Raw genomic sequence first — 23,326 nt, forward strand, 5'->3', positions numbered from 1 at the left:
GCTCATCGAATTTCTAATCTGGGCTCGCCGATATGACCGGCTCTCCGGAAGATCTGGCCGACGATTTCGGGCTCGACTCCGACCGGCTTGCCAGGGTCGACTCCCTGCTCGAGACCTGGACCTCGACCGGGGTCATCCCCGCGGCCAGTTACATTCTGGGGCGTCACGGCCGAGTTATCGCGCCCAGATTTTTCGGCCATGTGGATGGCCAAAACCTCTTCCTCTCGGCTTCGATCACCAAGCCCCTGACCGTACTCGCTGCGATGATGCTCGTCGAACGGGGCTCGTTGACGCTCGATGATCGGGTGGCCGACATCCTCCCTACCTTCGCTCAGGCGGGGAAAGGCGAGGTGCGCATCCGCCACCTGATGACCCACACATCGGGCCTTCCCGACATGCTCCCAGAGAACGATGCGCTCCGGGCCGAGCACGCGACCACCGAGGAATTCCAGGCGGCCATCGACGCGACTCCCTTGCGCTTCGTCCCCGGGACCCAGGTGCGGTATCAGAGCATGGGGACCGCCACGCTCGGCTCGATCGTGAGGGCCGTCAGCGGAACGACCCTACCCAGCTTCCTCACATCCGAAGTCTTCGGCCCGCTCGGGATGCACGATACCTGGCTCGGCACCCCCCTCGCCGAGCAATCACGGGTTGCCCCGGTGCGGATCAGCCCGGAGCAAGCCGCAACCGACTGGCATTGGAATAGTGCTTACTGGCTGGGCTTCGGAGCCCCCTGGGGTGGCCTGACCACGACCGCGTCGGACTATGGCAAGCTCTGCCGTCTCATGCTCGACCAGGGTCGTGTTGGCGCAACCAGACTCATCGCTCCCGCGACGGTCGGGGCGATGACGCGGAACCAGATCGCTCCGATGGTGACGATTCCCGAACTCGACCGGCAGCATCGCCCCTGGGGCCTGGGCTGGCGCCTGAGTTGGCCGGGCAGTTCGGCGTTCTTCGGCGATCTGCTAGGCCCACGAGCGTATGGACACTGGGGCGCGACCGGGACGCTCTGCTGGATCGATCCCGACGCGGATGCGTTTGCCGTCGTGCTCACCACGCTTCCCCCCGGCGACCAGGGCACGCACCTCGCGCGGATCTCGAATGCGCTGGCCGCTTGCCTGACCTGACCGGTCAGGTCTGACGGCGGCCTCCCCGGGCCTCGGCCTTGGCGGTCAGCGGGTCTTCCGGCCATGAATGCTTGGGATAACGGTTTCTCAGATCTTTGCGCACCTGGAAATAGGCGTTCGACCAGAAGCTGGCCAGATCGTCGGTCACCTGCACCGGACGATAATTGGGACCGAGCAGGTGGACGACCACCGCGACTCGGCCGCCGGCGAGCTTCGGCGTCTTCGTCCAGCCGAAGAGTTCCTGCAATCGGGCGGCAAGGACCGGGGGGCGGCCGGCCTCGTAGCTCAGGCGGGCCCGATTGCCGCTCGGCAGAAGGAGCGACTCAGGCGCCTGCTCGTCGAGAATCCTCCCCTGCGCGTGCGTCAAGAGCCCACGCACCATCGAAGCGAGCGGTTGCTTACAAACCTCCTGGAGACTCCGACGCCCCTGGCAGGCCGACTCCAGGATCGCACCAACCGCCTGATCGTCGATGAGGGGAATGCCGGCGTCCGGCATCGATTCGGCGAGGAACGCCAGGCGATCGAGCAAGCCTGCCGCCGCCTCGTCTTCACGAAGGAACGCGAGCGCTCGTCCTTTGAGGAAGTCGGAGAGCGCTCGGCTTGTCTCGCCCGCGTCGGTCTGGGAATGCTCGACCTGTCGCAGCAGGAGATCGCGATACCAGGTGGAGGTCGTCGTGACGACCTTGCCTCGCGCCTCATCAAAGTGGGTCGCCATCTCGCGGCGAATTGCATCCGGAAAGTCTTCCTCCAGCCATTCTGGGAGGATCGCACATGCAAGGCGGCAGCGTGACTCCGCGACGCCCCCGCGACGATCCTCGCGGGGGTCAAGTGCCAGGAAGAATTCCGAGTCGCGCACGACCGAGTCCGGCGCGAGCCGCACGCCACGCCCACCGACCAGGACCCCGGCGAGCGGATCCCCTGCCCTCCTCCTGGCAACGCGGTCGGGATAGGCGAGCAAGATCATCCGGGCAAGCGTCGCCTCGTCGGCCTGTCCTCCTCGGTCTCGGCCACGGGAAATCGTGCGAGCGGCCCTGGAGAGTTGGTCACGGGCCTGCGACACCCGCCGGGCCGCATGCGGGTCAATGCCTCGCTGCCTCAACGTTGGGCTGAATCGTGCCTGCTCGGCCTGATCGAGGCGATCCAGGCGATCGAAGAGATCGGACGTACCCGCGGAGCTCGCCTTGCGAGGTCCACGGAAACCCTCGCCGGGCGTCGACTCGACCGCGACGTCTTTTTCCGAGAGTAATGCCGCGAGGGCCGCCCCTTCGCGCGGAAATCCGGCATCCGACGCGGCGATGAGGAGTCGTGCGAGCCGCGGATGCGCCGGGAACTCGAGCATCCGCCGGCCCAGAGGGGTGATCATCCCGAGGCGGTCGTCGACGGCCCCCAGGTCGGCCAGAAATTTCCGGGCGGCGTCGAGCCGCTCGATCGGCGGGGCCTCGAACCAGCCGAATCGGGTCGGGTCGGACTGCCCCCATGCGTGGAGGGCCAAGGTCGCCGCGGTCAGGTCAACGCGTCGAATTTCCGGGACGTCGTTTTCGGCCATGCCACGCTGCTCGCCCTCGGACCAGAGTCGGATGCACCGACCAGGCCCGATTCGTCCGGCACGCCCCGCGCGCTGGGTCGCCGACGCCCTGCTGATCCGTCCCAGTTCGAGCCGGTCGAGGCCTCGAACCGGATCGAATGACGCCTCGCGCACCATTCCGCTGTCGATCACGGTGGTGACCCCCTCGATCGTCAGCGAGGTCTCGGCGATGTTGGTCGCCAGGATGATCTTGCGACGCCCGGCCGGCCTGAGCGCCAGATCCTGCTGCTCCGTGGGCAATTGCCCGTGCAGGGGCGCGATCAGCACACCCGTCCGCTCGGAGAATGTTTCCAGCGACCGGGCGACTCTGCGGATCTCCTCGGCGCCGGGCAGGAAGACGAGCACGTCTCCCGCAAGGTCGTCCTCTAATGCGTCGACGACTGCCGCGGCCACGGCATCGAGGCGCCCGGCCGGCGGTGTCGGTCGATATTTGATCTCGACCGGGAATGAACGGCCGGGCGCCTCGATGACGGGCGCATCCCGCAGGAACGCGGACACGGGGGCGGCGTCCATGGTCGCAGACATGACGAGGAGAATCAGGTCCGGGCGCACGGATTCCTGGATTTCTCGGAGGAGGCCCAGGGCGAGGTCGGCATGCAGGCTCCGCTCGTGGAACTCGTCGAGGACGACCGCGCCCACACCGTCCAGGAACGCATCGGCCAGCAGCAGGCGGTTGAGCAGGCCTTCAGTGAGCACCCTCACAAGGGTCTTCGGCCCGAGCTTTCGCTCGAAGCGGACGTGATATCCGACCTCGTGTCCGAGGGTCCAGCCCCGCTCGTCGGCAATCCTGGAGGCAACCGCTCGGGCCGCGACACGCCTCGGCTGGAGCACGATGACCGCCGGGTGCGACCGGTCGAGCAGCCCAGCCCGCAACATGGCCGGCGGCACCCTCGTCGACTTGCCGGCGCCTGGAGGCGCGATCAGGATCCCGCGTCTCGACGCGGCGAGCGTGTCGAGGAGCGGGGCGATGGCCGAATCGATTCGGAGAGTCTTCATTCGAGAGTCTTTTAAACGGGCCGCGATGAGATCGATCAAGCCGAGGCAATTTCCGGAGTGGATCTCTCTTGCCAACCGGGACCAACGGCAGATAATAACAGGCGTATGACGAAGTGCAGGCCCGGAACCGGACGCGCGAGTCGATGCTAACCCCCCTCATCCTCACGCTCGGCTTCTTACTGAACCGTCCCGGCATCGCGCCGGATGCGGCCAGCGGGTTGCACGCCCCTCACTCCTCGGCTTGCTTCCGACTCTCCTCCGACGTCACCCAAGACGAAGATTTCCCGGCACCCGAGCCGGCGAATGATGATTCCGAGTCGGAATCGTTCTTCGAACGACTCGACGGCGAGGATGACGACTCGCACTTGTTTGTCGCTCGATTCGACAATTTCGCGAGGTCTGAGCAACTGGGCCCTTACGCCTGGTTCGATTCGACACGACCGTCGCCCCACCCCTCGCCCTTCCGCAATCCGTTCTTACGCTGCTGAGTCGTCGCCGCGTTCGATCCGGAGGGTATCCGTGCGTCGTCGAGGAATCGACGGCATAGGGTCAATCTCCGGGCATCGGGCCGGGTACGCGTCGCGACTCACTCTCCCTGCGCCGCGCCTCGCTCCCTATCAATCGCATTGCGAATGCATCGGATCGTGTCCACTCGTTGAGATGATCATCTCGTCGAGATACATGGAACTCGTCATCCGTTCCGAGTAAGGCGCCTGATCGGCCGCCCCCTCGACGCGTACGTCTATCGCGCCGACGGTCGGTGAGAGCGTGGGCTGATTCGGTCGAGGAGACCGTAATCTAGGGAGACTCTGCGCGATGGCCATGCTGCACGACTTCTGGGAAAATTTCCGACACAACCTGTTCAAGCCATTACTCCTCTTCTTCTACATGGGCTTCCTGGTCCCCATCCTCGGTGTGGAGCTCGATTTCCCTCATGTCATCTATCAAGGGTTGACGATCTACCTCCTTCTCGCGATTGGCTGGAAAGGGGGCGAGGAGCTCGCGGAGCTTGCCGGCAGCAAGCTGGGCGAGGCGGCCAGCTTCATGGGCGTCGGGTTCGTCACGAATTTCATCATCGGCATCGCAGCCTATTTCGCCCTCCGGGCCTTCACCAGGCTCAGGAAGATCGATGCAGCCACGGTGGCCGGCTATTACGGCTCGGACTCGGCCGGCACATTCGTGACTTGCGTCGGCGTGCTCACTTCGATCAACATGGCCTATGATGCCTATATGCCCGTCATGTTGGCGATCATGGAGATCCCCGGCTGTCTGGTGGCCCTCTACCTCGTCTCCAGGCTCCGTAATGAGGGCATGGATGCGCTCGGAAACATGCCCTTCGAGCCTGGTTACAATCCCAACGCCAAGCCGATCGTGCTGGAACATCTTGGCCACGGTCACGTTCACGATGTGAGCGAGGCCGAGGCCGAGCGTCGCGAGCAGTTGCTGGCCGAGGATGCACTTTCGCTCCAGACCAATGGGAACCAGAGCAAGCCGAAAAAGGGCTTCAGCCCCGAGCTGCTTCACGAAGTCTTCCTGAATCCGGGGCTATACCTGCTGTTCGGCGGAATCATCATCGGTTTCATCGCCCGGAAACAGGGCGAAAAGGTGACGCACGACGACGATAACCTGTTCCTCAGCCTCTTTCAGGGCCTCCTCTGCCTCTTCCTCCTCGAGATGGGGATGACGGCCTCGAAGAAGCTGAAGGACCTGAGGGCGGCAGGCTGGCCATTCATCGCCTTCGCCCTGATCGCCCCCAACGTGTTCGCCACGTTCGGCATCTGCGTCGCCCACGCTTACTGCTTATTCACCGGGCATCAGCTGGAGCCGGGCACCTACGTCATCTTCGCCGTCCTCTGCGGAGCGGCGTCGTATATCGCAGTGCCGGCGGTCCAACGCCTCGCCATCCCGGAGGCAAGCCCGACACTCCCGCTCGCCGCTTCCTTGGGATTGACGTTCTCCTATAACGTCACGATCGGCATCCCGGTGTATATTCAGATCGCTAAGCTCGTCACCGCCGCGTTCCCGCACAGCTGACCGGTCTGGAGTACGCCGGGATCGAGACATCGAGGTTGCCAGGGGCGGCCCGGCGGCCCCGGCCTGTGGCCTGATTCTATGTCCCCGGGGGGGAAGACATGGAGTCGGTCGCGGGTCGGGGCCCCCGGGCCGCCCGACTTGATGACTGGCAGCCTAAGGGCCGTCCCTTCGCGATCGTTCGGGGCCCTGCCTGCGGCCGCCAGGCAGGGCTCGAACGTCATTCCTCGGATTCGAGCGTGGCGACGGTTTCCTTCAGGCCCTGGCTGTAAGGCTGGATCTTCAGGGCCTGGCGGAAGGTCGCAAGGGCCTTGTCGCGCTGGCCTAGCCTGAGGTAGCACTGCCCCATGCCCTGCAAGGCGCCGAAGTGGTATGGGTTCAGCTTCAGGACCGTCCGACAATCGGCGGCGCTCTCTTCGATCTGGCCGAGTAAGAAGCGAGCGATGGCCCGCTGGTTGTAGGCCTCGGCAAACTTCGGGGCTCTCTCGATCAGCTTGTCTGCCAGCTCGATGGATGTGGCGAAGCGCTGGCGATTGTTCATCGAGCGGACCGCTTCGAGGGCCTCGTTATTCTCCGGGCTGTCGGCACGGAACCAGATGGCCCAAAGTGCATTGTCGGCGAGGTTCCGCACCGTGGGGTCAGGATCGCACATCCCCTTGGCAACGGCGCCGTTGGACTCGAAGCTACCGGTCAGGCCAAGAGCAAGGACCGCGGCCCTGCGTGCATTGACTTCACCGTTCTGGACCATCCGGCAGAGCGTCCCCTCGTTGTAGCGAGCCGAGACATTCTCGCGGAACGCCTCGATATCGTGATTACGGAGGAATGCCTCGTAACAGTCGACCAAGAGGGAGCCGGCTTGGGGTCCGGGCATGACGAGGGCTCCGGGGCGGGAAGGCGTGTCGGCGGCGAGGGTGGGATTGACGAGGAGGCAGGTCATCAAGATCAGCGGGCCCGGGGACCACCCGGGACGCGTACGTGCGGAAGTCGCCTCGCGTGACGCGGCGGCAGATCCGCGCCTGACCGGGTAGGCGTCCATCGTTGGCAGCTCCGTGGTGGGTGCCTGGCAAGCGGAGGAAGGAAGCCGGGCGAGGAAGGCCAGGGCGGGGCGTGGGGCAAGCCGGATCATAACCCGCCCGACGTAGGTCGGTCGACGGGTCAGAATGAGGATTTCGCCCCGAGTGATCTCGGGCTTCAATCACGGATCAGCGCCGGGAACAGCTCGAGACGCGGCGATCGACGAGGACTGATCAAGGCCCGTGAGGGAGATTGCCCAGGGCTTTCAACGAGGAAATCGAACTTTCGGAGATGATGAGCGCCCGTCCGTCATCCAATTCGAACGTCAGTGAATGCCCCAAAGTGAGGTCAATGAGTCGACCTTGGTGGACGCCCTCGCGATGGGTCACCTCGACTCGAGTGTTGAGATGCTCGCTCAGGTCGCGCCAGGGAAGGCCTAGCGGATGCCGTCCAACATCGAGCCCTTCACAATAGAGTTCGTCCAGGTTCATCATGAGGGCTCGAGCGAGATCGGAGCGATCGAGGGACGATCCGACCAGTTGCGAGAGCGAGGTCGCCACATCCCTGAACTCCTCCGGGAAATCTAGCTCGACCAGGTTCACATTCAGGCCGATCCCGACGACAACGCCGGGGCGTGCCCCTCGCTCGACCAGGATCCCCGCCACCTTCAGGCCATCGATGCGGACGTCATTGGGCCACTTGATCCGCGGGCTTAACCCTGTGGTCACGGCAATGGTCCTTGCCACAGCGACCGCTCCCAGCGCCGTGAGCCACGAGGGATCGGCCAGAGGCGGAGGGGGGAAGATCAGGACGGACATCAGGATCGCGGCCTTCGGGGGTGCAGACCACGACCGGCCTCGTCGCCCTCGGCCTGCAGACTGGCTCTCGGCCATCACGACCAGTCCGTCGTTTGCGACGGAACTCGCCGCGCGTGCGGCCAGGTCGTTCGTGCTCACGACCCGATCCCAGACCGCGATCCGCCGGCCGATGTGTCGGGGTTGCCATCCCCACTCGATCTGATCGGGGCAAAGCCGCGTCGCGGGGCCTCGATAGGCCGACCCTCGATACGGGTGCCGCTCGATGCCATAGCCGAACTCGGACAGCTCATCCAGCTCGCGAGCAAGATGAGCGGGATCGTTCCCGAGGAGCGCGTCGGGCAGGAATTCTCCCCCGGCACCTCGCAGGCGTTGAAGCAGATCGATGTTCACGGCCTTCGAGGCTCGTCGAAATCCAGGCCGATGTCGAGCGCGGGGGCTGAATGCGTCAGGGCACCGACGCTGATCCGATCGACGCCGCTTTCTGCCAGGGCGCGAACCGTTTCAAGCCTGACGCCGCCCGAAGCCTCGAGCCGCACCGTCGGGGCGACCTGGTCGCGTCTCCTGACGGCCTCGCGGAGCGCCTCGGGGCCGAGATTGTCCACCAGGATGATGTCGGGCCGGCACTGCAAGGCACGGTCGAGCTGCTCGAGCGAGTCGACTTCGACCTCGACGAAGGTTCGCGGAGGAACGAAATTTCTGGCTGCCTCGATGGCCCGGCCGATCGGATCACCGGTTTGCGCCAGGCTCGCCAGATGATTGTCCTTGATCAAGACCATGTCATAGAGACCAATTCGATGGTTCGAGCCACCGCCGCAGCGGACGGCATATTTCTCCAGGGCCCGCCAACCGGGGGTCGTCTTGCGGGTATCGAGGATTTGCGCACGAGTCCCACGGACCTCGTCGACGAATCGACCGGTGAGGGTTGCAATGCCGCTCAGCCGTTGCAGGAAGTTCAGGGCGGTCCGCTCCAGGCCGAGCAAGCTGCGCATCGGCCCCTCGAGGTGAGCGATGACGTCTCCGGCGCTGAGCACATCGCCATCGCTCTTCAACGCCGACCAGTCGCGTCCCAGGCTGAAGCGATCGACGATCTGCTCCACGACCGGTAGTCCCGCGAGGATCCCCGGATGTCTGGCCCTGAACTGGACCGAGCCGACGATGGATGCAGAGAGCGTGGAGAGCGACGTGACGTCGCCGCTCTCACCGAAATCCTCGGCCAGCGCCAGATCGATGAGTGACCCGGCATTCGCCCGCTCCGCGGGTCCGAAGCCTGGCCAAGCGTTGATAGGATCGGGGGTGGCTGGCATGGGTCGGGACGACTCCATTCGACGAAAAAGCAGACTTATCCGGGCGAACTCAGGCCGGTTTGGGGCGGGCCGCTCGGCCTTTTCCCTTGGGACCTTCGGCCCTCGCCTTGGCGCGTGCCGACTTCCCCTGCGGGCTGGCCGCGGGTCGGGCCGGTCCGCCATCGCGCGAGGACTTCAGCTGCATGATCCGGTCGCGGAGGGCGGCTGCACGCTCGAATTCGAGCGACTCGGCGGCCTTGAGCATCTCGGCTTCCAGCTCGTTGAGATATTCCTGCGTGACGGCCTCTTCCTCATCGCCGACGACGCTGCGCTCGATGGCTCGGGCCTGAACCTCTTCCTCGATGCCGCGGCGGATCGCCTTGACGATGCCCGCCGGCGTGATGCCGTGCTCCGCGTTGTAGGCCAGTTGCAAGTCTCGGCGTCGGTTCGTCTCGTCGATCGCCCTCTGCATTGAGCGTGTCACCGTGTCGGCGTAGAGCACAACCTGGGCGTTGACGTGGCGGGCCGCGCGGCCGATCGTCTGGATGAGCGAGGTCTCGCTCCGCAGGAAGCCTTCCTTGTCGGCGTCGAGGATACAAACCATCGACACCTCGGGAAGGTCGAGCCCCTCACGCAAGAGATTCACGCCGATCAGGGCATCAAAGGCCCCCTCGCGTAACTCCCTGAGAATCGTCACGCGCTCGATCGCATCGAGCTCGGAGTGGAGCCACTTGCACCTCACCCCCTGCTCTTTCAGGAAACGCGTGAGGTCCTCGGACAGGCGTTTCGTCAGGGTCGTGACCAGGACCCGCTCGCCACGTGCCGAGCGGATCTTGATCTCGTTGAGCAGCGCCGGAACCTGGCCACGGGCCGGCTCGACCCGGATCACAGGATCGACCAGGCCAGTCGGGCGGATGACCTGCTCGACCACCTCTCCCCCGGACATGGCGATCTCGTAGTCGGCCGGGGTGGCCGAGACGTAGATACGCATCCCGAGCTTCGCCTCCCACTCGTCGAACCGGAGGGGACGGTTGTCAAGCGCGCTGGGGAGCCGGAAGCCGTGCTCGACGAGCGTCCCTTTTCGGCTGAAGTCGCCGGCAAACATCCCGCGCACCTGGGGGATGGTCACGTGCGACTCATCAATGAAGAGCAGGCTATCCTTCGGGAAGAAGTCGAGAAGGGTGTTCGGTGTTTCTCCCGGACCGCGTCCCGAGAGGTGGCGGCTGTAGTTCTCGATGCCCGAACAATAACCGACCTCGAGGAGCATCTCGATGTCGTACCGGGTCCGTGCCGCCAGGCGTTGGGCTTCGAGCAGCTTCCCCTGCTCCTTGAATTGCTCCAGCCGTTCGTCCAGTTCCTTGCGGATCGCGGCGACGGCGCCCTCGATGCGTTCTTCCGGCAGCACGAAGTGCTTGGCGGGATAAACATACATGTCGGGCTTCTTCTCGATCACGGCGCCCGAGACGGGATCGATGACGGCCAGGCTCTCGATCTCGTCGCCGAAGAGCTCGATCCGATAGGCGACCTCTTCGTATGCGGGCCAGAGCTCGACCACATCGCCCCGGACCCGGAACTTCCCGCGCTCGAAGCTGACGTCATTGCGGCCGTACTGGATCTCGACGAACTTCATCAGCATCGCATCGCGGTCGAGCCAATCTCCGACCTTCAGGTGCACCATCATCTTGCGATAATCTTCGGGCGAGCCGAGCCCGTAGATGCACGAGACGCTGGCGATGACGATGACGTCATTGCGGCTCACCAGGGCACTCGTCGCCGCCAGCCTCAGACGCTCGATCTCGTCATTGATCGCCGCGTCCTTCTCGATGTAGATGTCGCGCTGGGGGATGTAGGCTTCGGGCTGATAGTAGTCGTAGTAGCTGACGAAGTAGCGGACGGCGTTCTCGGGGAAGAACTCCTTGAACTCGCCGTAGAGCTGGGCCGCCAGCGTCTTGTTATGAGACAGGACGAGCGCCGGCCGACCCGAACGCGCGATCACGTTGGCCATCGTGAACGTCTTGCCAGAGCCCGTGACCCCCAGCAAAGTTTGATGCGGACGGCGATCGTCAATCCCGGCGACGAGCTTATCGATCGCCTCAGGCTGGTCGCCAGCCGGCTGGTAGGGCGCCGCGAGCTTGAATTCCGGCATCGTTGGACGACCTCGCTCGCGTCAGGGCTCGGACGTGGGCAGGCCGTTTGCGGGCGGCCCGTTGTCATCGAATTGGAGATGGGGGAGGAGGGCGGCGGCGGTAACCGGGCCAATCCTAGAAACACGAGCACGAAGGTCTTCGATCGAGCGGAACCGCGTTTCGCCTCGCGCCTTCACGATCGCCGAGGCGATCACCGGACCGACTCTGGGCAGCGCCTCAACCACCGGTCCGGGGACCTGATTGAGACGAATGACCAGCTCGGGAGGGACGGGACGAGTTCTGTACCCCGTCCCTCCGGCGAACACCAGAATGAGCAAGCCGCCGGAAAGTGCCGCGGCGCCGAGCCCGAGCGACCTTCGTGCGAGGCCCTTCGGGGTCCGATCATCCGACGTTTCGATTGCGCGTGTTGAGCCAACGGGCACCATGAAGGGCCCTCCGGTGCATTGTCGTCCGTACAGCATATCGAGTCGCTCGAGGGCGCTCAAGGTGCTCGCTCAGGCGATCCGCTCTTCGGGGTCGATCCAGATCCAGGAAGCCACCCCGACAAGGCAAAAGAGGCTGCCGAGGCTAATCGCGGCCGGCCAGCCAAAGCGCTCGCCGACCACAGCTGTCAGGAATGGCGCCAGCGTCCCGCCTGCATTCCCTCCGGTGTTGCAGATCGCGCCGCTGAGGCCACCTCGCTTCCCTCCGATCTCCACGGACGACATCCAGATCGGCCCTTCGGTCAGTCCGATCACCCCCATGGCCAGAGAGAACCACGTGACGATCCAGCCCGGCGAGCTCGCCAACAGGCCGAGCCAGAGCAGGCCGGCGCTGGCGATCATCCCCCCCGCCCCGACCAGGGCCCTCGCGCGACGGGCGCCCAACGTCTCGGAAAGACGGTCCGACAGCCAACCTCCTAGCGGGATGCCGACGGCCAGAGACATCGGCAGATAGGTGGAGTAGGTGTCGCTCAGTTCCGCCGGTAGCTTCAGCACGGTCTGGAAGTAATAGTGCATCCAGTAGAAGAAGAGATACTCAAAGTAGCTGACCGTCGCATAGCAAAGGGTCAGCAACACCAGGCTCCGATTGCGCAGCAAGGCCCAGACCGGGACCATGCCACCGACGGGCTCTCTGGAGCTGGGTTCGAGGACAGTTCGCACCTCTTTCGGACGATCCGAGACATAAATGAGCCAGCCGATTGCAACCGAGGCCGTGACAAGGCCCTGGACGGCGAAGGCACCAGGCCCGCCCAGCCAGCGAAGCAGCGGGCCGAAGACCAGGAATGTGCAAGCGATCCCGATCGGCGCCGCGCAGACGATCAGGCTCATGGCCGTGACGCGCCGCCCGGGGGCGACCCAGCTGACCACAGCGGCGCCCGCGCCCGGATAAAGCGGGGCCGAAGCCATCCCCATCGCTCCACGGATCAGTGTCAGGCTCAGGAGCAACATCCCGGCCGTCGAAGCGAGGCCGCCGGCGGCGCCTGTCCCGATCGCGAGGACTCCGGTGATCAGCCCGACGAGTCCGACGGAGAGGCGGGGCCCAATCCGATCGACCAGCCAGCCTCCGGGAGTCATCGCCGCCGTGTAGGCGAAGAGGAACGCCGAGTAGATCGCCCCCAGCTCGGTCGGCGAGAGATGGAACTGGTCCAACAACCAACCGTCGCCGGCGATCGCCATGCTCGTCCGGTTGGAGTGATTCAGGAAGCTGAACGCCATCAGGAAAACGACGATCGTGACGCGGGGGCCCACCCGTTCCGGAGGCTCGACCCTGACTTCTCCAGGTGATGCGACAACGGGTCTGATCGCTTCGAATTCCGAGTCCGACTTAGAGATCGTGGACAAGGGCCGGCCTCCCGAGATCGGATCGAGCGTAGATGGGGACCCTCGGATGCGCGGCCGGGCCACTCGCCGAGGTCCAATGGACCACCGCGGTGTGGGGGGACCGGGCGGCTCGTAGCTGCCCGCATGGATCGGAAACTGCGATCGGAAGAGGCGACACTGCCAGGGGTTGGGAGTGTCACCGAAGGCGACTCGGGCCGAGGGAGAGCGGGCAGGGCAGAGTCTGTTGCCGGGCCAGCGCGAAGTCAAACGAAAAACGAAACGAGCCACGATCCGCCATCGTGCGCAAGGACGCCGGGCTCGTTGACTTCGGCGGACGGTCTGCCTATGGTGGGCGCCGGTAGACTTCTGCCGCCCGTGGCGCGGCGGAATACCTGCCAAAGCACACCCAGAGCCAGACTCAACCGAGGGAGTTCGACACCGATGGCCCGCCCCGTCACCCTGTTCACCGGCCAGTGGGCCGACCTACCCCTCGAGTCGATCTGCAAGAAGGCCGGTGGCTGGGGCTACGACGGGATCGAGCTCCCCTGCTGGGGCGACCATTTCAACGTCCAGAAGGCGCTCAAGGACGACAATTACTGCCAGGAACGCCACGACCTGCTGGGTCGCTATGGCCTGAAGTGCTGGGCGATCTCCAATCATCTCGTCGGCCAGCTCGTCCTCGACGTGCTCGATGCCAGGACCGACGACTGGGCCCCGGCCGAAGTCCGGGGCAACTCGGAGAAGAAGCGGGCCTGGGCCATCCAGGAGATGAAAGACACCGCCCGCGCCGCCCAGAAGATGGGGATCAAGGTCGTCAACGGATTCACCGGCAGCCCGATCTGGCACCTCCTGTACTCGTTCCCCCCGGTGCCCGACTCGACCATCTCCGATGGCTTCAAGCTGCTGGCCGACCTCTGGAACCCGATTCTCGACGTCTTCGACGAGTGCGGCGTGAAGTTCGGCCTGGAAGTTCACCCGACCGAGATCGCCTTCGACCTCTACTCGGCCGAGACGGCCTTGAAGGCGCTCGACCATCGGCCGGCCTTTGGCTTCAACTTCGACCCCAGCCACCTGCTCTGGCAGTTCGTCGACCCCGTCGCGTTCATCCGCGCATTCCCGGACCGGATCTATCACGTCCACGTCAAGGACGCGGCCAGGACGCTCGACGGCAAGACGGGCATCCTGGGATCGCACCTGAATTTCGGCGACATCCGGCGCGGATGGGACTTCCGGTCGCCGGGTCGCGGCCAGGTCGACTTCGAAGAGATTGCCCGCGCCCTGAACGTGATCGGCTATGAAGGGCCGCTCTCCGTCGAGTGGGAAGACCCCGGCATGGATCGCGAGTACGGCGCGGCTGAAGCCGCCAAGTTCGTCAAGTCGAAGATGGGCTTCATACCGATCGCCCGAGGCTTCGACAGCGCCTTCGCCGAGGCGCAGGCGAAGAAGGCCTGATCTCGAGAGACCGAACTGAGCATGATGAAGATCTGGCGGGGATGCGACACAGATTGTCTCATCCCCGCCCGTCAGTTCGAAGGTCGGTCAACGCAGTCCGGAATGGCTCTCTCCGACCGCCCCTGTGCCTTCCAGATACGAGATCCCGCCCTGCCTGTTCTGGACTTTATAGGCCAGATGCTCGAACTGGACGCTCAGGTCGACGCCCACGACGCTCACGCCCGGCGGAACCACGAGCGGCAACGGGGCGAAATTCAGGAGGCCGACGATCCCGCTTGCAACGACCTGATCGGCGACGGCTTGCGCGACCTCGGCCGGTACGGCAAGGACCGCCAGGCTGATATTCAGCGACTGGACCACCTTGGCCATGGAGTCGAGGGGGTGGACGACCATCCCATCAATCGTCTCGCCGATCTTCGAAGGGTCGTTGTCGAAGAGCGCGACGATGTGGAAGCCTCGGGACCGGAAGCCCCGGTAGCGGATCAGAGCCCGGCCGAGATTGCCGAGGCCCACCAGCGCCGATGGCCATTCGCGATCAATGCCGAGGATACGCCGCAACGCGTCGATCAATTCCTCGATCCGATAGCCAACACCCGGGTGGCCGAATTGGCCGAAGAAGGCGAGATCCTTTCTCACCTGGGCATCGCTGATCGTCAGCGAGGTCCCGAGTTGATTGCTCGAGATCGTGATTAGACCCTGGCGCTGGAAGAGTTCGAGCTGCCTTAGATAGAGGCTGACCCGGCCCACAACTGCCTTGGGGGCAAGTTTTTCCTTATCAGGCGAGGGGTCGCGTCGTGGCTCCCTCACGAGGATCCTCATTCCGGAAAGGCCGGCCTGTGTCATCGATCGACGGCATTCGTTGCCTTAATGGATGATATCGTCGGACCTTGGGTCGGGTCAAGCTCGGCCGAATTCCGCCAGGGAGCTGAGAGCGTCCCCCGAATCCGAACATCGCCGTCGAGGATCTCGTACCGGCAATCGACAAGCCGACGAGCTTCGGACATCAAAGCGGATCCTCGGCCGAGCATCGGCCCTCGGCCGTGCTCGCCCCCTTCGAGGATTGGGGCGAGATAAGCGTCCAGTTCGTCGATCTGGCCGGCGTCGAAGAACGAGCCGATCACCCTTCCGCCTCCTTCGACGAGCAAATTCGTCATTCCTCGGTCACCAAGCGTCTTGAGCAACGCCAGGATGGGCACACTCCCCATTCCGCCGAACTCAATCACCTCACACCCGGCATCGATCAGGCTGGACCTGCGATCGGACGGGGCCCGGTCCGTCACCCCGACGATGACGGGAATCTCTCGGGCCGAACGGGCCAGACGACCGGTCGGCGGCAGAAGGGCCTGGCTGTCGAGCACGACACGCGCGGGCGTGCGGGGCCCGGGCGGCCGTGCGGTCAACTCCGGATCGTCCGCCAGGGCGGTCCCGATCCCGATGACAATCGCATCCACCCGCCCCCGCAGTTCGTGAACCCGGAGCCTCGACGCCGGCCCGGAGATCCACCGGCTATCGCCGTCTGCCGTCGCGATCTTGCCGTCGAGAGTCATCGCCCATTTGGCCGTGACGTACGGTAAGCCCGTCAACACGCGTTTGAAGAACGGCCCGTTGAGGCGGATCGTTTCGGGGCTGAGCAGCCCGATCTCGACCTGGATCCCCGCGGAACGCAGCCGAGCGAACCCTCCGCCCGCCACTCGTGGGAACGGGTCGCGCATGGCCGCGACGACCCGGATTACCCCGGCCCCAACGACCGCATCGGCGCAGGGGGGCGTCTTCCCGAAGTGACAGCACGGCTCGAGGGTGACGTAAAGCGTCGAACCTCGTGCATCGACCCCCGCGCGAGACAGTGCCTCGACCTCGGCGTGAGGCCCACCGAACTTTCGGTGATGTCCGACGGAGATCAGCCGGCCGTCGCGGACGATGACGGCGCCGACCATCGGATTCGGTTCGACGTGGCCCAGTCCACGCGCGGCCTCCGCGAGAGCCCGGCTCATCCAGAATGAGTCTTCGTCGGAAAATCCCGCGGTCGTCCCGTGAATGATGGGTGGCCCGCCAACAATCCCTTCGTGGCCGGTCAAAAGGCCACTCCGTCGGGCGAGCGTGGTGCGACCGGAACGGTGATGAGCGGGCCTTTGGCCGGTACTTTCGTGATCGGCATCTCGGATGGCGACGGGTAGGCAAGACGATAGATTCGGCTCATACGGAGCCTTGCCTCGGCCGGCGGGAGGGAGTCGAACGAGATTCGGAGCCACTCGGGAATCGAGTCTTCGAATCGCCTGAGATTCGCCTCGTTGACCTGCATAGGCTGCCTCTGGTGTTCCGCCAGCCAGAACGCATCGGCCAAATGGCCCAGCAAATTTTTCAGGATTGGCCGAGCGACCTTACCGCTCGCCGCCTGCTTCTCCGCGGCCTTCTCCAGGATCCTGTCGAACCGTGCGCCGTTCGTGAATTCGCGCAGGAAGATCGCGTCTGATGCCCGCCTCCTCAGTCGTTCGGTCTCCTCGGCGGGGCGAGCCTCGACCTCGATATTCAGCTGTTTGCCTAGATCGGCCAGCTTTCGGGCCCGTGCCGCGATCCCGGCGCCTCCCTTGGGGCTCTCGACTTGTTTCTGCTGCTCGTCGGTCAGCGCCTGCCAGGTCTTAATCAGGTAAGCGAGATCGAACGGTGAACGGCCGAGCAAGTACGAAGGCTCGATGGGCGCCCCGGAGCCGCGAGCGGCGGCCGATGGGCGGCTCTTCGCCAGCGACTGGGCGATCGTCCGGATTCGATCCTCCGTCGCCCCTTCCACGGACGCGGTCCTGATTGCCTCGGGCTGCTCGCGGAGCCAGACGTGATAGTGCCTGATCAGCGCCAGGAATCGGTCGCGATCAGCGGCGTCGAGCGAGGCAATCTTGCCATCCAGCTCGCGGACGGCCAGCTGGCGGTCGCGGGGTAACGATCCGAATTCTCTCAGCTTGGCGGCGAGCTCTTCCCGGCGGGAGAGCGGAAGATTCTGGAGCCGCGTCCAGGAATTCACGCCGGGGCCATCGCCCTGAGCGTGGGGGATGAACGCGAGTGAGATGGCCATCAGAGCGACGGCCCTGGTATGGGTCATCGGGCAGAGTCGCATGCACCTACCTCGATCGGTCGGGATGGATGAAGGACGGATCTCGCGTGCTCGATTAATCTTGATTGAATTCGGGAAGCTTGTCGAGCTGCTCGAGGAACTCGAACGATCCTGCCTCGAGATACTCATCCAGGTGCTCGGCGATCGAGAGGTCATCCGCCAGGCGCTCGGTGGGGTGTGGCCAGACTATCGTCGTCGCCGCGTACCCTCCGGCGAACGTTGCCGCAGTCCCGAGGACGATGAGGGCGGCGGCAAAGACCCGATGGGTCAGGCGACGCGCGGCCCCGAATTGGTCCGCTCCAGGTCGATTCAGCCCTTCAGCCTCGGAAAGGGTCCGGGCCGTGAAGTCGGACTTCGCTTTGGGCATCGGCAGCTGGTCGAGCAGCTTCCAGGTCAGCTCGAAAAGTTCGACCTCGCGTCGAGCCGTGACGCTATGGGTCAACTTCGTCGAGATCACCCTCGACTCCGCCTCGTTCAGCTCGCCATCGATGTAGGCCACGAGATTGGAGCGTTCGGCAGGGCTCAACCGCTGCTGGTCGGGTCCCATGGAATCGCCGCTCCGGAGGAACGTCTCGCGTGCGTCTCGGGAAATCGAAAAGCCCGGCCGACATTGTCGGGCCGGGCCATTCTTTAGACAAGATCCATCCGGCTCATCGAGTGTTGTTCGCATACGGGATGGACGGTCCGGTCGTCCGGCGATGAGCAGGTGCGACATACTGATTCGCGCCTCGGCCGGTTCTGGCATTCGGGAAGTAGTGGACCACCCGGTTGTAATGCTGAGGGGGGCCGGCGCCGTTGACATGGTTAAAGGGCAAACTACGAGTCGAGCTCAGGCGTGGCATCCGCTCGCCCGGGCGACGGGTCCCCGCGAAGACCCCCGAATCGCTGAACGGATCGTCGGCGCCGGCGAACGGGTTGCCGGGATCGGTCAGGCTACCCTGGTTCGTCACGGCGTAGCTTTGACGGGCTGCGACGTTCTCGTTGATCGTGGCCTCGGGGCCTGGCTGATTCGCGAGCGCTTGCTGCCTTGGCAGGAAGAACCCGAAATAGAGCGCAAATGGGTCATTACTGAACGGCGTCGTCTGGGCCCGGGACTCGGAGGCCGTCAGACCCGCCAGCATGACCAAAAGTGTGAACCATCGAAATCGCATCTTCCACGACCCTCCTTGTGATTGGCCGGGAACTCTGACGGGAGAGGTTGATTCGATACGTCGTGTCCGACGCTCGGATCCTTCGCAGGTCACATCGAACTTGCCCGCAACTCCCGAACTCCATAATCTAGCACGCGAACTGCGGCAAGCAAGCGACAGCGAAAATGTGGAAAGCTCGATTCAGCGATATGTTGGCGGCGAGCAACATCGGCCGATGCAAACCCGTGATGATCGACGCCGATCGAAGGGCCATCCTCAGTCGGTCCGATTCCATCGGTGATCCCCCGGTGCCGCGAAGGTTTTGCGAACGCCCGAGAGCAATTCCATGAGCTTGAACCTCGCCTTGATCTGGGCCCAGGCCCGAATCCCGCTCTCCGCCAGGCCCGTGGTCACCTCGTCCTGGCTCTGGAATTGGGCCGCCGCGGCGGTCCTGGGGTTGGGAATTATCATCGGCGTGATCGTTATTTATTATTTGCGACGAGATGTTTCCCAGGCCGATGACCCGATCTCCGTCACCGAGGAAGAACAACTCGCCGAGTTCGAACGTGCGTATGAAGCGGGCGAGATGGACGAACTCGAGATCCGCAAGGTCCGCGACATCTTGCGGCGCAGGCAAGGTCTCGAGAGCCTGCCGAGCGCAACGCTCGAGCAACTTTCGCCGGGGCCAGAATTTGGCCGCGGCGGGGCTGATGAGGCCAGCCCGAACGCCCCCGAATCGACCTGAAGTCCGGGCCAGCTCGTGGGTTCAGGGCTTGGTCGTCTCACGGGTCGCGGTCCAACCGAACTCCTCGGGCTGGCCATTCACCTGGACGGTCACCTTCCCATTGATCGTGTCCGGCCCGTCGAACTTGCCCGAATATTCGGCCCTACGCTCCCCCCGCACGACAATAAATGTGACCTTCTTGCCGTCGACCTTGAGCGACTCGGCCTTGACCGGCTGCGAGTCGTCGAAGCGTTCTCGGGCCGCGAGCTTGGAAGGCTCGCCTTCGACCTCCAGGACATGGCGATGGGTCTCCCCCTCGCCGTCCTTCCACTTCCAGGTCCAGGTGCCGACGAACTTCGGCGGATCGTCGGCCGCGAGCGACTCGGACGGTGACATGAGGCCAACCGCCAAGCCCAGGCCGATCAATCCCATCCAGGTGAAAGCCATGTTTCGCAATTTCATCTGAGACAAAACTCCCCTGGGGATCGTGGTCGTGACGCTCTCTCACAAACTCAGCAACCGGCGTGCCCGGGCAGATCGAACTCGGGCGGGTTGCAAGCTCGAGATGTGTGCGAGAGGTCATCCCACGATCGCCTAGAGCTCAAATCCAGCGGTCTGTGGGAGCCCCTTCAACCGCCTCCAGGTCGAGAATTGGCCGAGATGGCCGGCCTCGTGCGTGCTGAGCAGATGGGCGATCAGGTCTCCGACCGTGGGCAGGGTTTTGCGGATCAGCTCCATCCCGAGGGTATGCTTTTCCGCGAGCCTGTCAGGGTCAAGCTGGGTCGCCGCCTGCAAGGCCCTCTCGTGGCCGGCGGTGAGGGCATTCATCAGCTCAGCCACACCCGGGCGAACCGAGCCCTCGGCCAAGGGCATTGAACCCGGCCCGAACGAACGATGCCAGGCTTCCGGCAAGGCCATCGGCAGGCCACAGGTGCTCAAGACGTAGTCGGTGCAGATGGCCAGATGACCCAGGATCCAGATCGGCGGGTTGATCCCGGGGCTGGGGATCTGGGCGATCTCCGCATCATCCAGCCCATCCACCAGCCGCCGCGTGTACTCCAGGTTATAGGCGTAGAGATTTCGCTCGCGCTCGAACATGGCTCGCGTCCCCCGTCCGTCTACGGATAAGTGTACCGGCGTATCGCCAGAATTTCAGTTGGCGAAGCGGGCGAAGGGAATCGACTTGTAGAGGACCATCCGCCCGAGCACCAGACTGCGGGCCCCTGCGCTCGAGGGGACGAAGTAGACGACGTCACCTTTGCGGATCGTCGACCAGGTCCCGAGGGTCACCTGAGTCATGGTGATCCCGTTGTTGCCGGGCACGACCGTCCAGACCTGATTTCCACCGATGCTGAACTGGAGGGGGTCGGAGTCGACCACACTGCCGACGAACGTCGGGATGTTGGGGGCGCCCCAGATTCCGGCCATCCCGGGGTTGTTGGGCCCGCTGATGCTGGACCTGCCCAGTCCGACCGGGCTCAGGACGAGGCTGAAACCCTGGTTAATCTCGGTCGTGGGAGTGACCATGTTGCGAGCGGGCCCTTCGAACACGTCGACGTGGTCGGTCATGATCTGGTTCGACGCGACGTCGCTGCCGGTCACCTCGATCATGGAGGCCCTCGTCAGCGCGTCGGCCGAGGTGGGCCAGCGAGTCATGAAGGATCCGACGCTATCCATGGCGACGGGGAACTGCTGCCCCTGCTGGTTCTGGATGACGATCCATTTGGCGTTGACCATGATGATCTCGCCCCAACTGCCGCGTTGGGGCATTTCGGGCCGGGCGAACCCACTGACGTTCGAATGATAGAGGAATCCGTCGCCGAAATAGCTGGAGTCGGCCATCTGGGCGAATGACGCGGGGGCCAGGCCCGCCAGCATTGCGAACAGGACCAGCGACCTCGCGAGCAGCTGGCTGAAGCGTTTTTGACCGCGTCGAATCATGGTCGTCGCCTCCAAGAGGGCGGGAAGCCCCGCCATTTCGCCCCGGTCGCGAATTCAGACGCCAGGCACGAGGGCATCATCACGCCGTCGAGGGGGGCGTGTGCGGGCGGTCCGCCACTTCGAGTGTAGCATCGAAGGGTCGTGCCTTCGACCACCGGGGACTGTAATCCGTACTCGATGGTGTCAACCGCCCTGGACGATCGCTGCGGTCGGGAATAGGCGAGACGCCGGCCGATCCGTACACTGGAGGGCGAGATCCACTCGCGGCCCCCCTCCATGACGTGTGGCCCACCCACCCGCCGATCGGACCGACCGATGCCCGACAACCAAGCGAAGCCGAGAGCCTTGCCCGACCCCGCGGCGACGGCCGGGAATGCCGGCCTCTCCTCGACCGGGATCCCCGTCGCGCCGACTCGCGACTTGACCGGCTCGATGCTGGGCGATTTTCAGGTCGAACGACTCCTGGGCCGGGGAGGCATGGGCGAAGTCTATCTTGCCCGCCAGCTCAGCCTGAATCGCGAGGTGGCGCTGAAGGTGCTGCGGGCCGACCTGATTTCCAACGCCACCTACCAGGCCCGCTTCGAGGTGGAAGCCTGGGCCGCGGCCAAGCTGAATCACGCCAACATTGTCCACATATACACCCTCGGCTCGTTCGAGAATCTGCGGTTCATCGCCATGGAGTACGTGCAGGGGACCAACCTGCGCGAATATCTCACCCGCAAGGGGACGATCGACCTGCCTCTGGCGATGTCGATCATGCGCCAGTCTGCCCTGGCCATCGGCGCCGCCGGCGAGCTGGGCCTGATCCACCGGGATATCAAGCCCGAAAACCTGATGCTCACGAAGAAGGCGCAGGTCAAGGTCGCCGACTTCGGCCTCTGCCGCGACCTGGAGCACGACCACCACATCACCCAGGACGGGGTGACCCTCGGCACGCCGATGTACATGAGCCCCGAGCAGGTCCAGGGACACCCGCTCGACCACCGGAGCGACCTCTACTCCCTGGGCGTGACGTATTATCACATGCTCGCCGGCGCCCCGCCGTTTCGCGCCGAGACGGCCCTGGCCCTGGCCCTGAAGCATCTGAAGGATACCCCCGTCAATCTGGCGGTCCACCGGCCCGACCTCCCGCCCGAACTCACGGCGCTCGTCATGCGGCTGATGGCCAAGTCTCCCAACGACCGCTATCAGTCGGCCGCCGAGATGTTGCGCGACCTGGCAAGGGTGCGCGAGAAGCTCAACCTCGGCTCCGCTCGGGCCGAGACGGGCGAGATCAGCACGATCCCGGCGAACGAGGCATTCCCGAAGCTTGCCGCCGAGTCTGCAAGCTCCAGGTCGCTCAAAACGACCGAGCCCTCGCTCGTCATGGCGGCCTTGTCTTCGTCGATGGTCGCGATCCGGAAGGCGAGGCCTAGCCGTGGGATGGCCGCGGCCTGCCTCGTCGGCGGGTTGCTGGCCGGGGCCATCGCGGGCTGGTCCGGTCGGAGGCCCGATTTGCTCGACGTCCGATCCGCATCGCCGAAGGGGAGCCCGGCCCTCTGGATGGCCCCCGAATGGCGCTCGATCCCCCATCAGGCGACGTCATCGGCCCAGTATCGACAGGCCCAGATGAGGACCGTGCCGGCCGAGCTGGACGCCGCCTGGCTGGCCGTGCCGGGCTTCCACCCCGGCCAGCACGAATGGGCGCTCAGGGCCTATACTCAGTTCGCCAGATCGCTGTTCCGTCGCCGCGATTCCGAGCGGTTGGCCATGCTGGCCGACGCGCTCGACGGCTCAGAACGGGAGGGCGATCGGGCCTACGCCGAGATCTTCAGGGGCGGGGTCGCCGCGCTCCGGAAGGATGCCGCGGGAACCGAGCGGCTGCTCGCCGGAAGGGCCGAGCAACTCACCGACCCGGGGCTCGTCGAGCTCGGCGCGGAGATCGCCGTGGACGTGACCCGACGCCCGGCCGGCCCCGAGGCGACCCTCGCGGCGCGGGCGAAATTCCTCGAACTCCAGTCCAAGTACATGGCCCGACTGCTCCAGATCGAGATGGCCAACGCCGGCGAGCCGGGACGCCCCGGATGACTCCGATGGACGAGAACGACCCGGCCGGCGGGCCGGCATCCCCCCGGACGTTATTTCCCGCCATCCCATCGAACCGGACACGCAGAACCGCTCCTCGTCGTCACGC

At 64.8% G+C, this 23,326-nt stretch carries 19 protein-coding genes; 5 read left to right on the plus strand and 14 right to left on the minus strand.

What is annotated here, in order from left to right; translation table 11 throughout:
• Positions 1-32: 32 nt before the first annotated feature.
• Positions 33-1,127, plus strand: a complete 1,095-nt coding sequence (locus tag EP7_RS20130; protein ID WP_463523942.1) for a serine hydrolase domain-containing protein — start codon at positions 33-35, stop codon at positions 1,125-1,127.
• A 4-nt stretch (positions 1,128-1,131) separates the two neighbouring features.
• Here the strand turns inward: EP7_RS20130 and hrpB are convergent, their stop codons facing one another.
• The gene (hrpB, locus tag EP7_RS20135; protein WP_463523943.1) at positions 1,132-3,708 is read right to left on the minus strand and encodes an ATP-dependent helicase HrpB; all 2,577 of its coding nucleotides are present in this window, start codon (positions 3,706-3,708) and stop codon (positions 1,132-1,134) included.
• An 822-nt stretch (positions 3,709-4,530) separates the two neighbouring features.
• On the opposite strand from hrpB, the gene EP7_RS20140 reads away from it, so the two are divergent.
• On the plus strand, positions 4,531-5,742 hold the full coding sequence (locus tag EP7_RS20140) for a sodium-dependent bicarbonate transport family permease (RefSeq protein ID WP_463528441.1): 1,212 nt from the start codon (positions 4,531-4,533) through the stop codon (positions 5,740-5,742).
• A gap of 217 nt (positions 5,743-5,959) precedes the next feature.
• Here EP7_RS20140 and EP7_RS20145 read toward each other — a convergent pair whose 3' ends face one another.
• From EP7_RS20145 to EP7_RS20165, 5 genes are all read right to left on the minus strand, one after another.
• Complete coding sequence (locus tag EP7_RS20145; protein WP_463523944.1) at positions 5,960-6,610, minus strand: tetratricopeptide repeat protein; 651 nt, start codon at positions 6,608-6,610, stop codon at positions 5,960-5,962.
• 376 nt (positions 6,611-6,986) lie between these two features.
• Positions 6,987-7,961 carry a biotin--[acetyl-CoA-carboxylase] ligase gene (locus EP7_RS20150; RefSeq protein WP_463523945.1) on the minus strand — a complete coding sequence of 325 codons (975 nt, stop codon included), beginning with the start codon at positions 7,959-7,961 and terminating at the stop codon, positions 6,987-6,989.
• Positions 7,958-8,875: a carboxylating nicotinate-nucleotide diphosphorylase gene (nadC, locus tag EP7_RS20155; protein ID WP_463523946.1), complete on the minus strand. Its 918-nt coding sequence runs from the start codon at positions 8,873-8,875 to the stop codon at positions 7,958-7,960. Before nadC ends, EP7_RS20150 begins: the two co-directional genes overlap by 4 nt.
• A gap of 49 nt (positions 8,876-8,924) precedes the next feature.
• A complete protein-coding gene (uvrB, locus tag EP7_RS20160; protein ID WP_463523947.1) occupies positions 8,925-11,000 on the minus strand; it encodes an excinuclease ABC subunit UvrB in 2,076 nt (691 codons plus the stop codon).
• Between the two features lie 495 nt (positions 11,001-11,495).
• Complete coding sequence (locus EP7_RS20165; protein ID WP_463523948.1) at positions 11,496-12,731, minus strand: MFS transporter; 1,236 nt, start codon at positions 12,729-12,731, stop codon at positions 11,496-11,498.
• A gap of 513 nt (positions 12,732-13,244) precedes the next feature.
• Here EP7_RS20165 and EP7_RS20170 point away from each other — a divergent pair.
• Positions 13,245-14,255: a sugar phosphate isomerase/epimerase family protein gene (locus tag EP7_RS20170; RefSeq protein ID WP_463523949.1), complete on the plus strand. Its 1,011-nt coding sequence runs from the start codon at positions 13,245-13,247 to the stop codon at positions 14,253-14,255.
• Positions 14,256-14,342: 87 nt separating this feature from the next.
• On the opposite strand, the gene EP7_RS20175 is transcribed toward EP7_RS20170, so the two are convergent.
• The 5 genes from EP7_RS20175 to EP7_RS20195 all read right to left on the minus strand — a co-directional run bounded on the left by EP7_RS20175 (position 14,343) and on the right by EP7_RS20195 (position 18,509).
• Complete coding sequence (locus tag EP7_RS20175; protein WP_463523950.1) at positions 14,343-15,062, minus strand: redox-sensing transcriptional repressor Rex; 720 nt, start codon at positions 15,060-15,062, stop codon at positions 14,343-14,345.
• A 32-nt stretch (positions 15,063-15,094) separates the two neighbouring features.
• Positions 15,095-16,330: a bifunctional diaminohydroxyphosphoribosylaminopyrimidine deaminase/5-amino-6-(5-phosphoribosylamino)uracil reductase RibD gene (gene ribD / locus EP7_RS20180; protein ID WP_463523951.1), complete on the minus strand. Its 1,236-nt coding sequence runs from the start codon at positions 16,328-16,330 to the stop codon at positions 15,095-15,097.
• Positions 16,327-17,361 carry a hypothetical protein gene (locus EP7_RS20185; protein ID WP_463523952.1) on the minus strand — a complete coding sequence of 345 codons (1,035 nt, stop codon included), beginning with the start codon at positions 17,359-17,361 and terminating at the stop codon, positions 16,327-16,329. The genes ribD and EP7_RS20185 overlap by 4 nt, the downstream gene beginning before the upstream one ends.
• 52 nt (positions 17,362-17,413) lie before the next feature.
• Entirely contained in the window at positions 17,414-17,905 is a 492-nt protein-coding gene (locus EP7_RS20190) for an anti-sigma factor (protein WP_463523953.1), read from the minus strand.
• 103 nt (positions 17,906-18,008) lie between these two features.
• Entirely contained in the window at positions 18,009-18,509 is a 501-nt protein-coding gene (locus tag EP7_RS20195; protein ID WP_463523954.1) for a hypothetical protein, read from the minus strand.
• Between the two features lie 325 nt (positions 18,510-18,834).
• On the opposite strand from EP7_RS20195, the gene EP7_RS20200 reads away from it, so the two are divergent.
• Positions 18,835-19,233, plus strand: coding sequence for a hypothetical protein (locus EP7_RS20200; RefSeq protein WP_463523955.1), 399 nt, complete (start codon positions 18,835-18,837; stop codon positions 19,231-19,233).
• A gap of 21 nt (positions 19,234-19,254) precedes the next feature.
• Here the strand turns inward: EP7_RS20200 and EP7_RS20205 are convergent, their stop codons facing one another.
• The 3 genes from EP7_RS20205 to EP7_RS20215 all read right to left on the minus strand — a co-directional run bounded on the left by EP7_RS20205 (position 19,255) and on the right by EP7_RS20215 (position 21,153).
• Entirely contained in the window at positions 19,255-19,674 is a 420-nt protein-coding gene (locus EP7_RS20205) for a hypothetical protein (RefSeq protein ID WP_463523956.1), read from the minus strand.
• 132 nt (positions 19,675-19,806) lie between these two features.
• Positions 19,807-20,310, minus strand: coding sequence for a DinB family protein (locus EP7_RS20210; RefSeq protein WP_463523957.1), 504 nt, complete (start codon positions 20,308-20,310; stop codon positions 19,807-19,809).
• A 54-nt stretch (positions 20,311-20,364) separates the two neighbouring features.
• Positions 20,365-21,153 carry a hypothetical protein gene (locus EP7_RS20215; protein WP_463523958.1) on the minus strand — a complete coding sequence of 263 codons (789 nt, stop codon included), beginning with the start codon at positions 21,151-21,153 and terminating at the stop codon, positions 20,365-20,367.
• A gap of 315 nt (positions 21,154-21,468) precedes the next feature.
• On the opposite strand from EP7_RS20215, the gene EP7_RS20220 reads away from it, so the two are divergent.
• Positions 21,469-23,220 carry a serine/threonine-protein kinase gene (locus EP7_RS20220; protein WP_463523959.1) on the plus strand — a complete coding sequence of 584 codons (1,752 nt, stop codon included), beginning with the start codon at positions 21,469-21,471 and terminating at the stop codon, positions 23,218-23,220.
• Positions 23,221-23,326: the final 106 nt, after the last annotated feature.

The sequence above is a fragment of the Isosphaeraceae bacterium EP7 genome, assembly GCA_038400315.1.
Classification (GTDB): Bacteria; Planctomycetota; Planctomycetia; order Isosphaerales; family Isosphaeraceae; genus EP7.

What these genes read in the sequence shown, in the direction of transcription:
- EP7_RS20205 (WP_463523956.1), bottom strand. Translation starts at nt 19,674, where the DNA reads ATGAAATTGCGAAACATGGCTTTCACCTGGATGGGATTGATCGGCCTG.
- nadC (WP_463523946.1), bottom strand. Translation starts at nt 8,875, where the DNA reads ATGCCAGCCACCCCCGATCCTATCAACGCTTGGCCAGGCTTCGGACCC.
- EP7_RS20130 (WP_463523942.1), top strand. Translation starts at nt 33, where the DNA reads ATGACCGGCTCTCCGGAAGATCTGGCCGACGATTTCGGGCTCGACTCC.
- hrpB (WP_463523943.1), bottom strand. Translation starts at nt 3,708, where the DNA reads ATGAAGACTCTCCGAATCGATTCGGCCATCGCCCCGCTCCTCGACACG.
- EP7_RS20140 (WP_463528441.1), top strand. Translation starts at nt 4,531, where the DNA reads ATGCTGCACGACTTCTGGGAAAATTTCCGACACAACCTGTTCAAGCCA.
- EP7_RS20200 (WP_463523955.1), top strand. Translation starts at nt 18,835, where the DNA reads ATGAGCTTGAACCTCGCCTTGATCTGGGCCCAGGCCCGAATCCCGCTC.
- EP7_RS20195 (WP_463523954.1), bottom strand. Translation starts at nt 18,509, where the DNA reads ATGCGATTTCGATGGTTCACACTTTTGGTCATGCTGGCGGGTCTGACG.
- EP7_RS20215 (WP_463523958.1), bottom strand. Translation starts at nt 21,153, where the DNA reads ATGATTCGACGCGGTCAAAAACGCTTCAGCCAGCTGCTCGCGAGGTCG.
- EP7_RS20190 (WP_463523953.1), bottom strand. Translation starts at nt 17,905, where the DNA reads ATGGGACCCGACCAGCAGCGGTTGAGCCCTGCCGAACGCTCCAATCTC.
- EP7_RS20145 (WP_463523944.1), bottom strand. Translation starts at nt 6,610, where the DNA reads ATGCCCGGACCCCAAGCCGGCTCCCTCTTGGTCGACTGTTACGAGGCA.
- EP7_RS20185 (WP_463523952.1), bottom strand. Translation starts at nt 17,361, where the DNA reads ATGCGACTCTGCCCGATGACCCATACCAGGGCCGTCGCTCTGATGGCC.
- EP7_RS20170 (WP_463523949.1), top strand. Translation starts at nt 13,245, where the DNA reads ATGGCCCGCCCCGTCACCCTGTTCACCGGCCAGTGGGCCGACCTACCC.
- EP7_RS20220 (WP_463523959.1), top strand. Translation starts at nt 21,469, where the DNA reads ATGCCCGACAACCAAGCGAAGCCGAGAGCCTTGCCCGACCCCGCGGCG.
- uvrB (WP_463523947.1), bottom strand. Translation starts at nt 11,000, where the DNA reads ATGCCGGAATTCAAGCTCGCGGCGCCCTACCAGCCGGCTGGCGACCAG.
- EP7_RS20210 (WP_463523957.1), bottom strand. Translation starts at nt 20,310, where the DNA reads ATGTTCGAGCGCGAGCGAAATCTCTACGCCTATAACCTGGAGTACACG.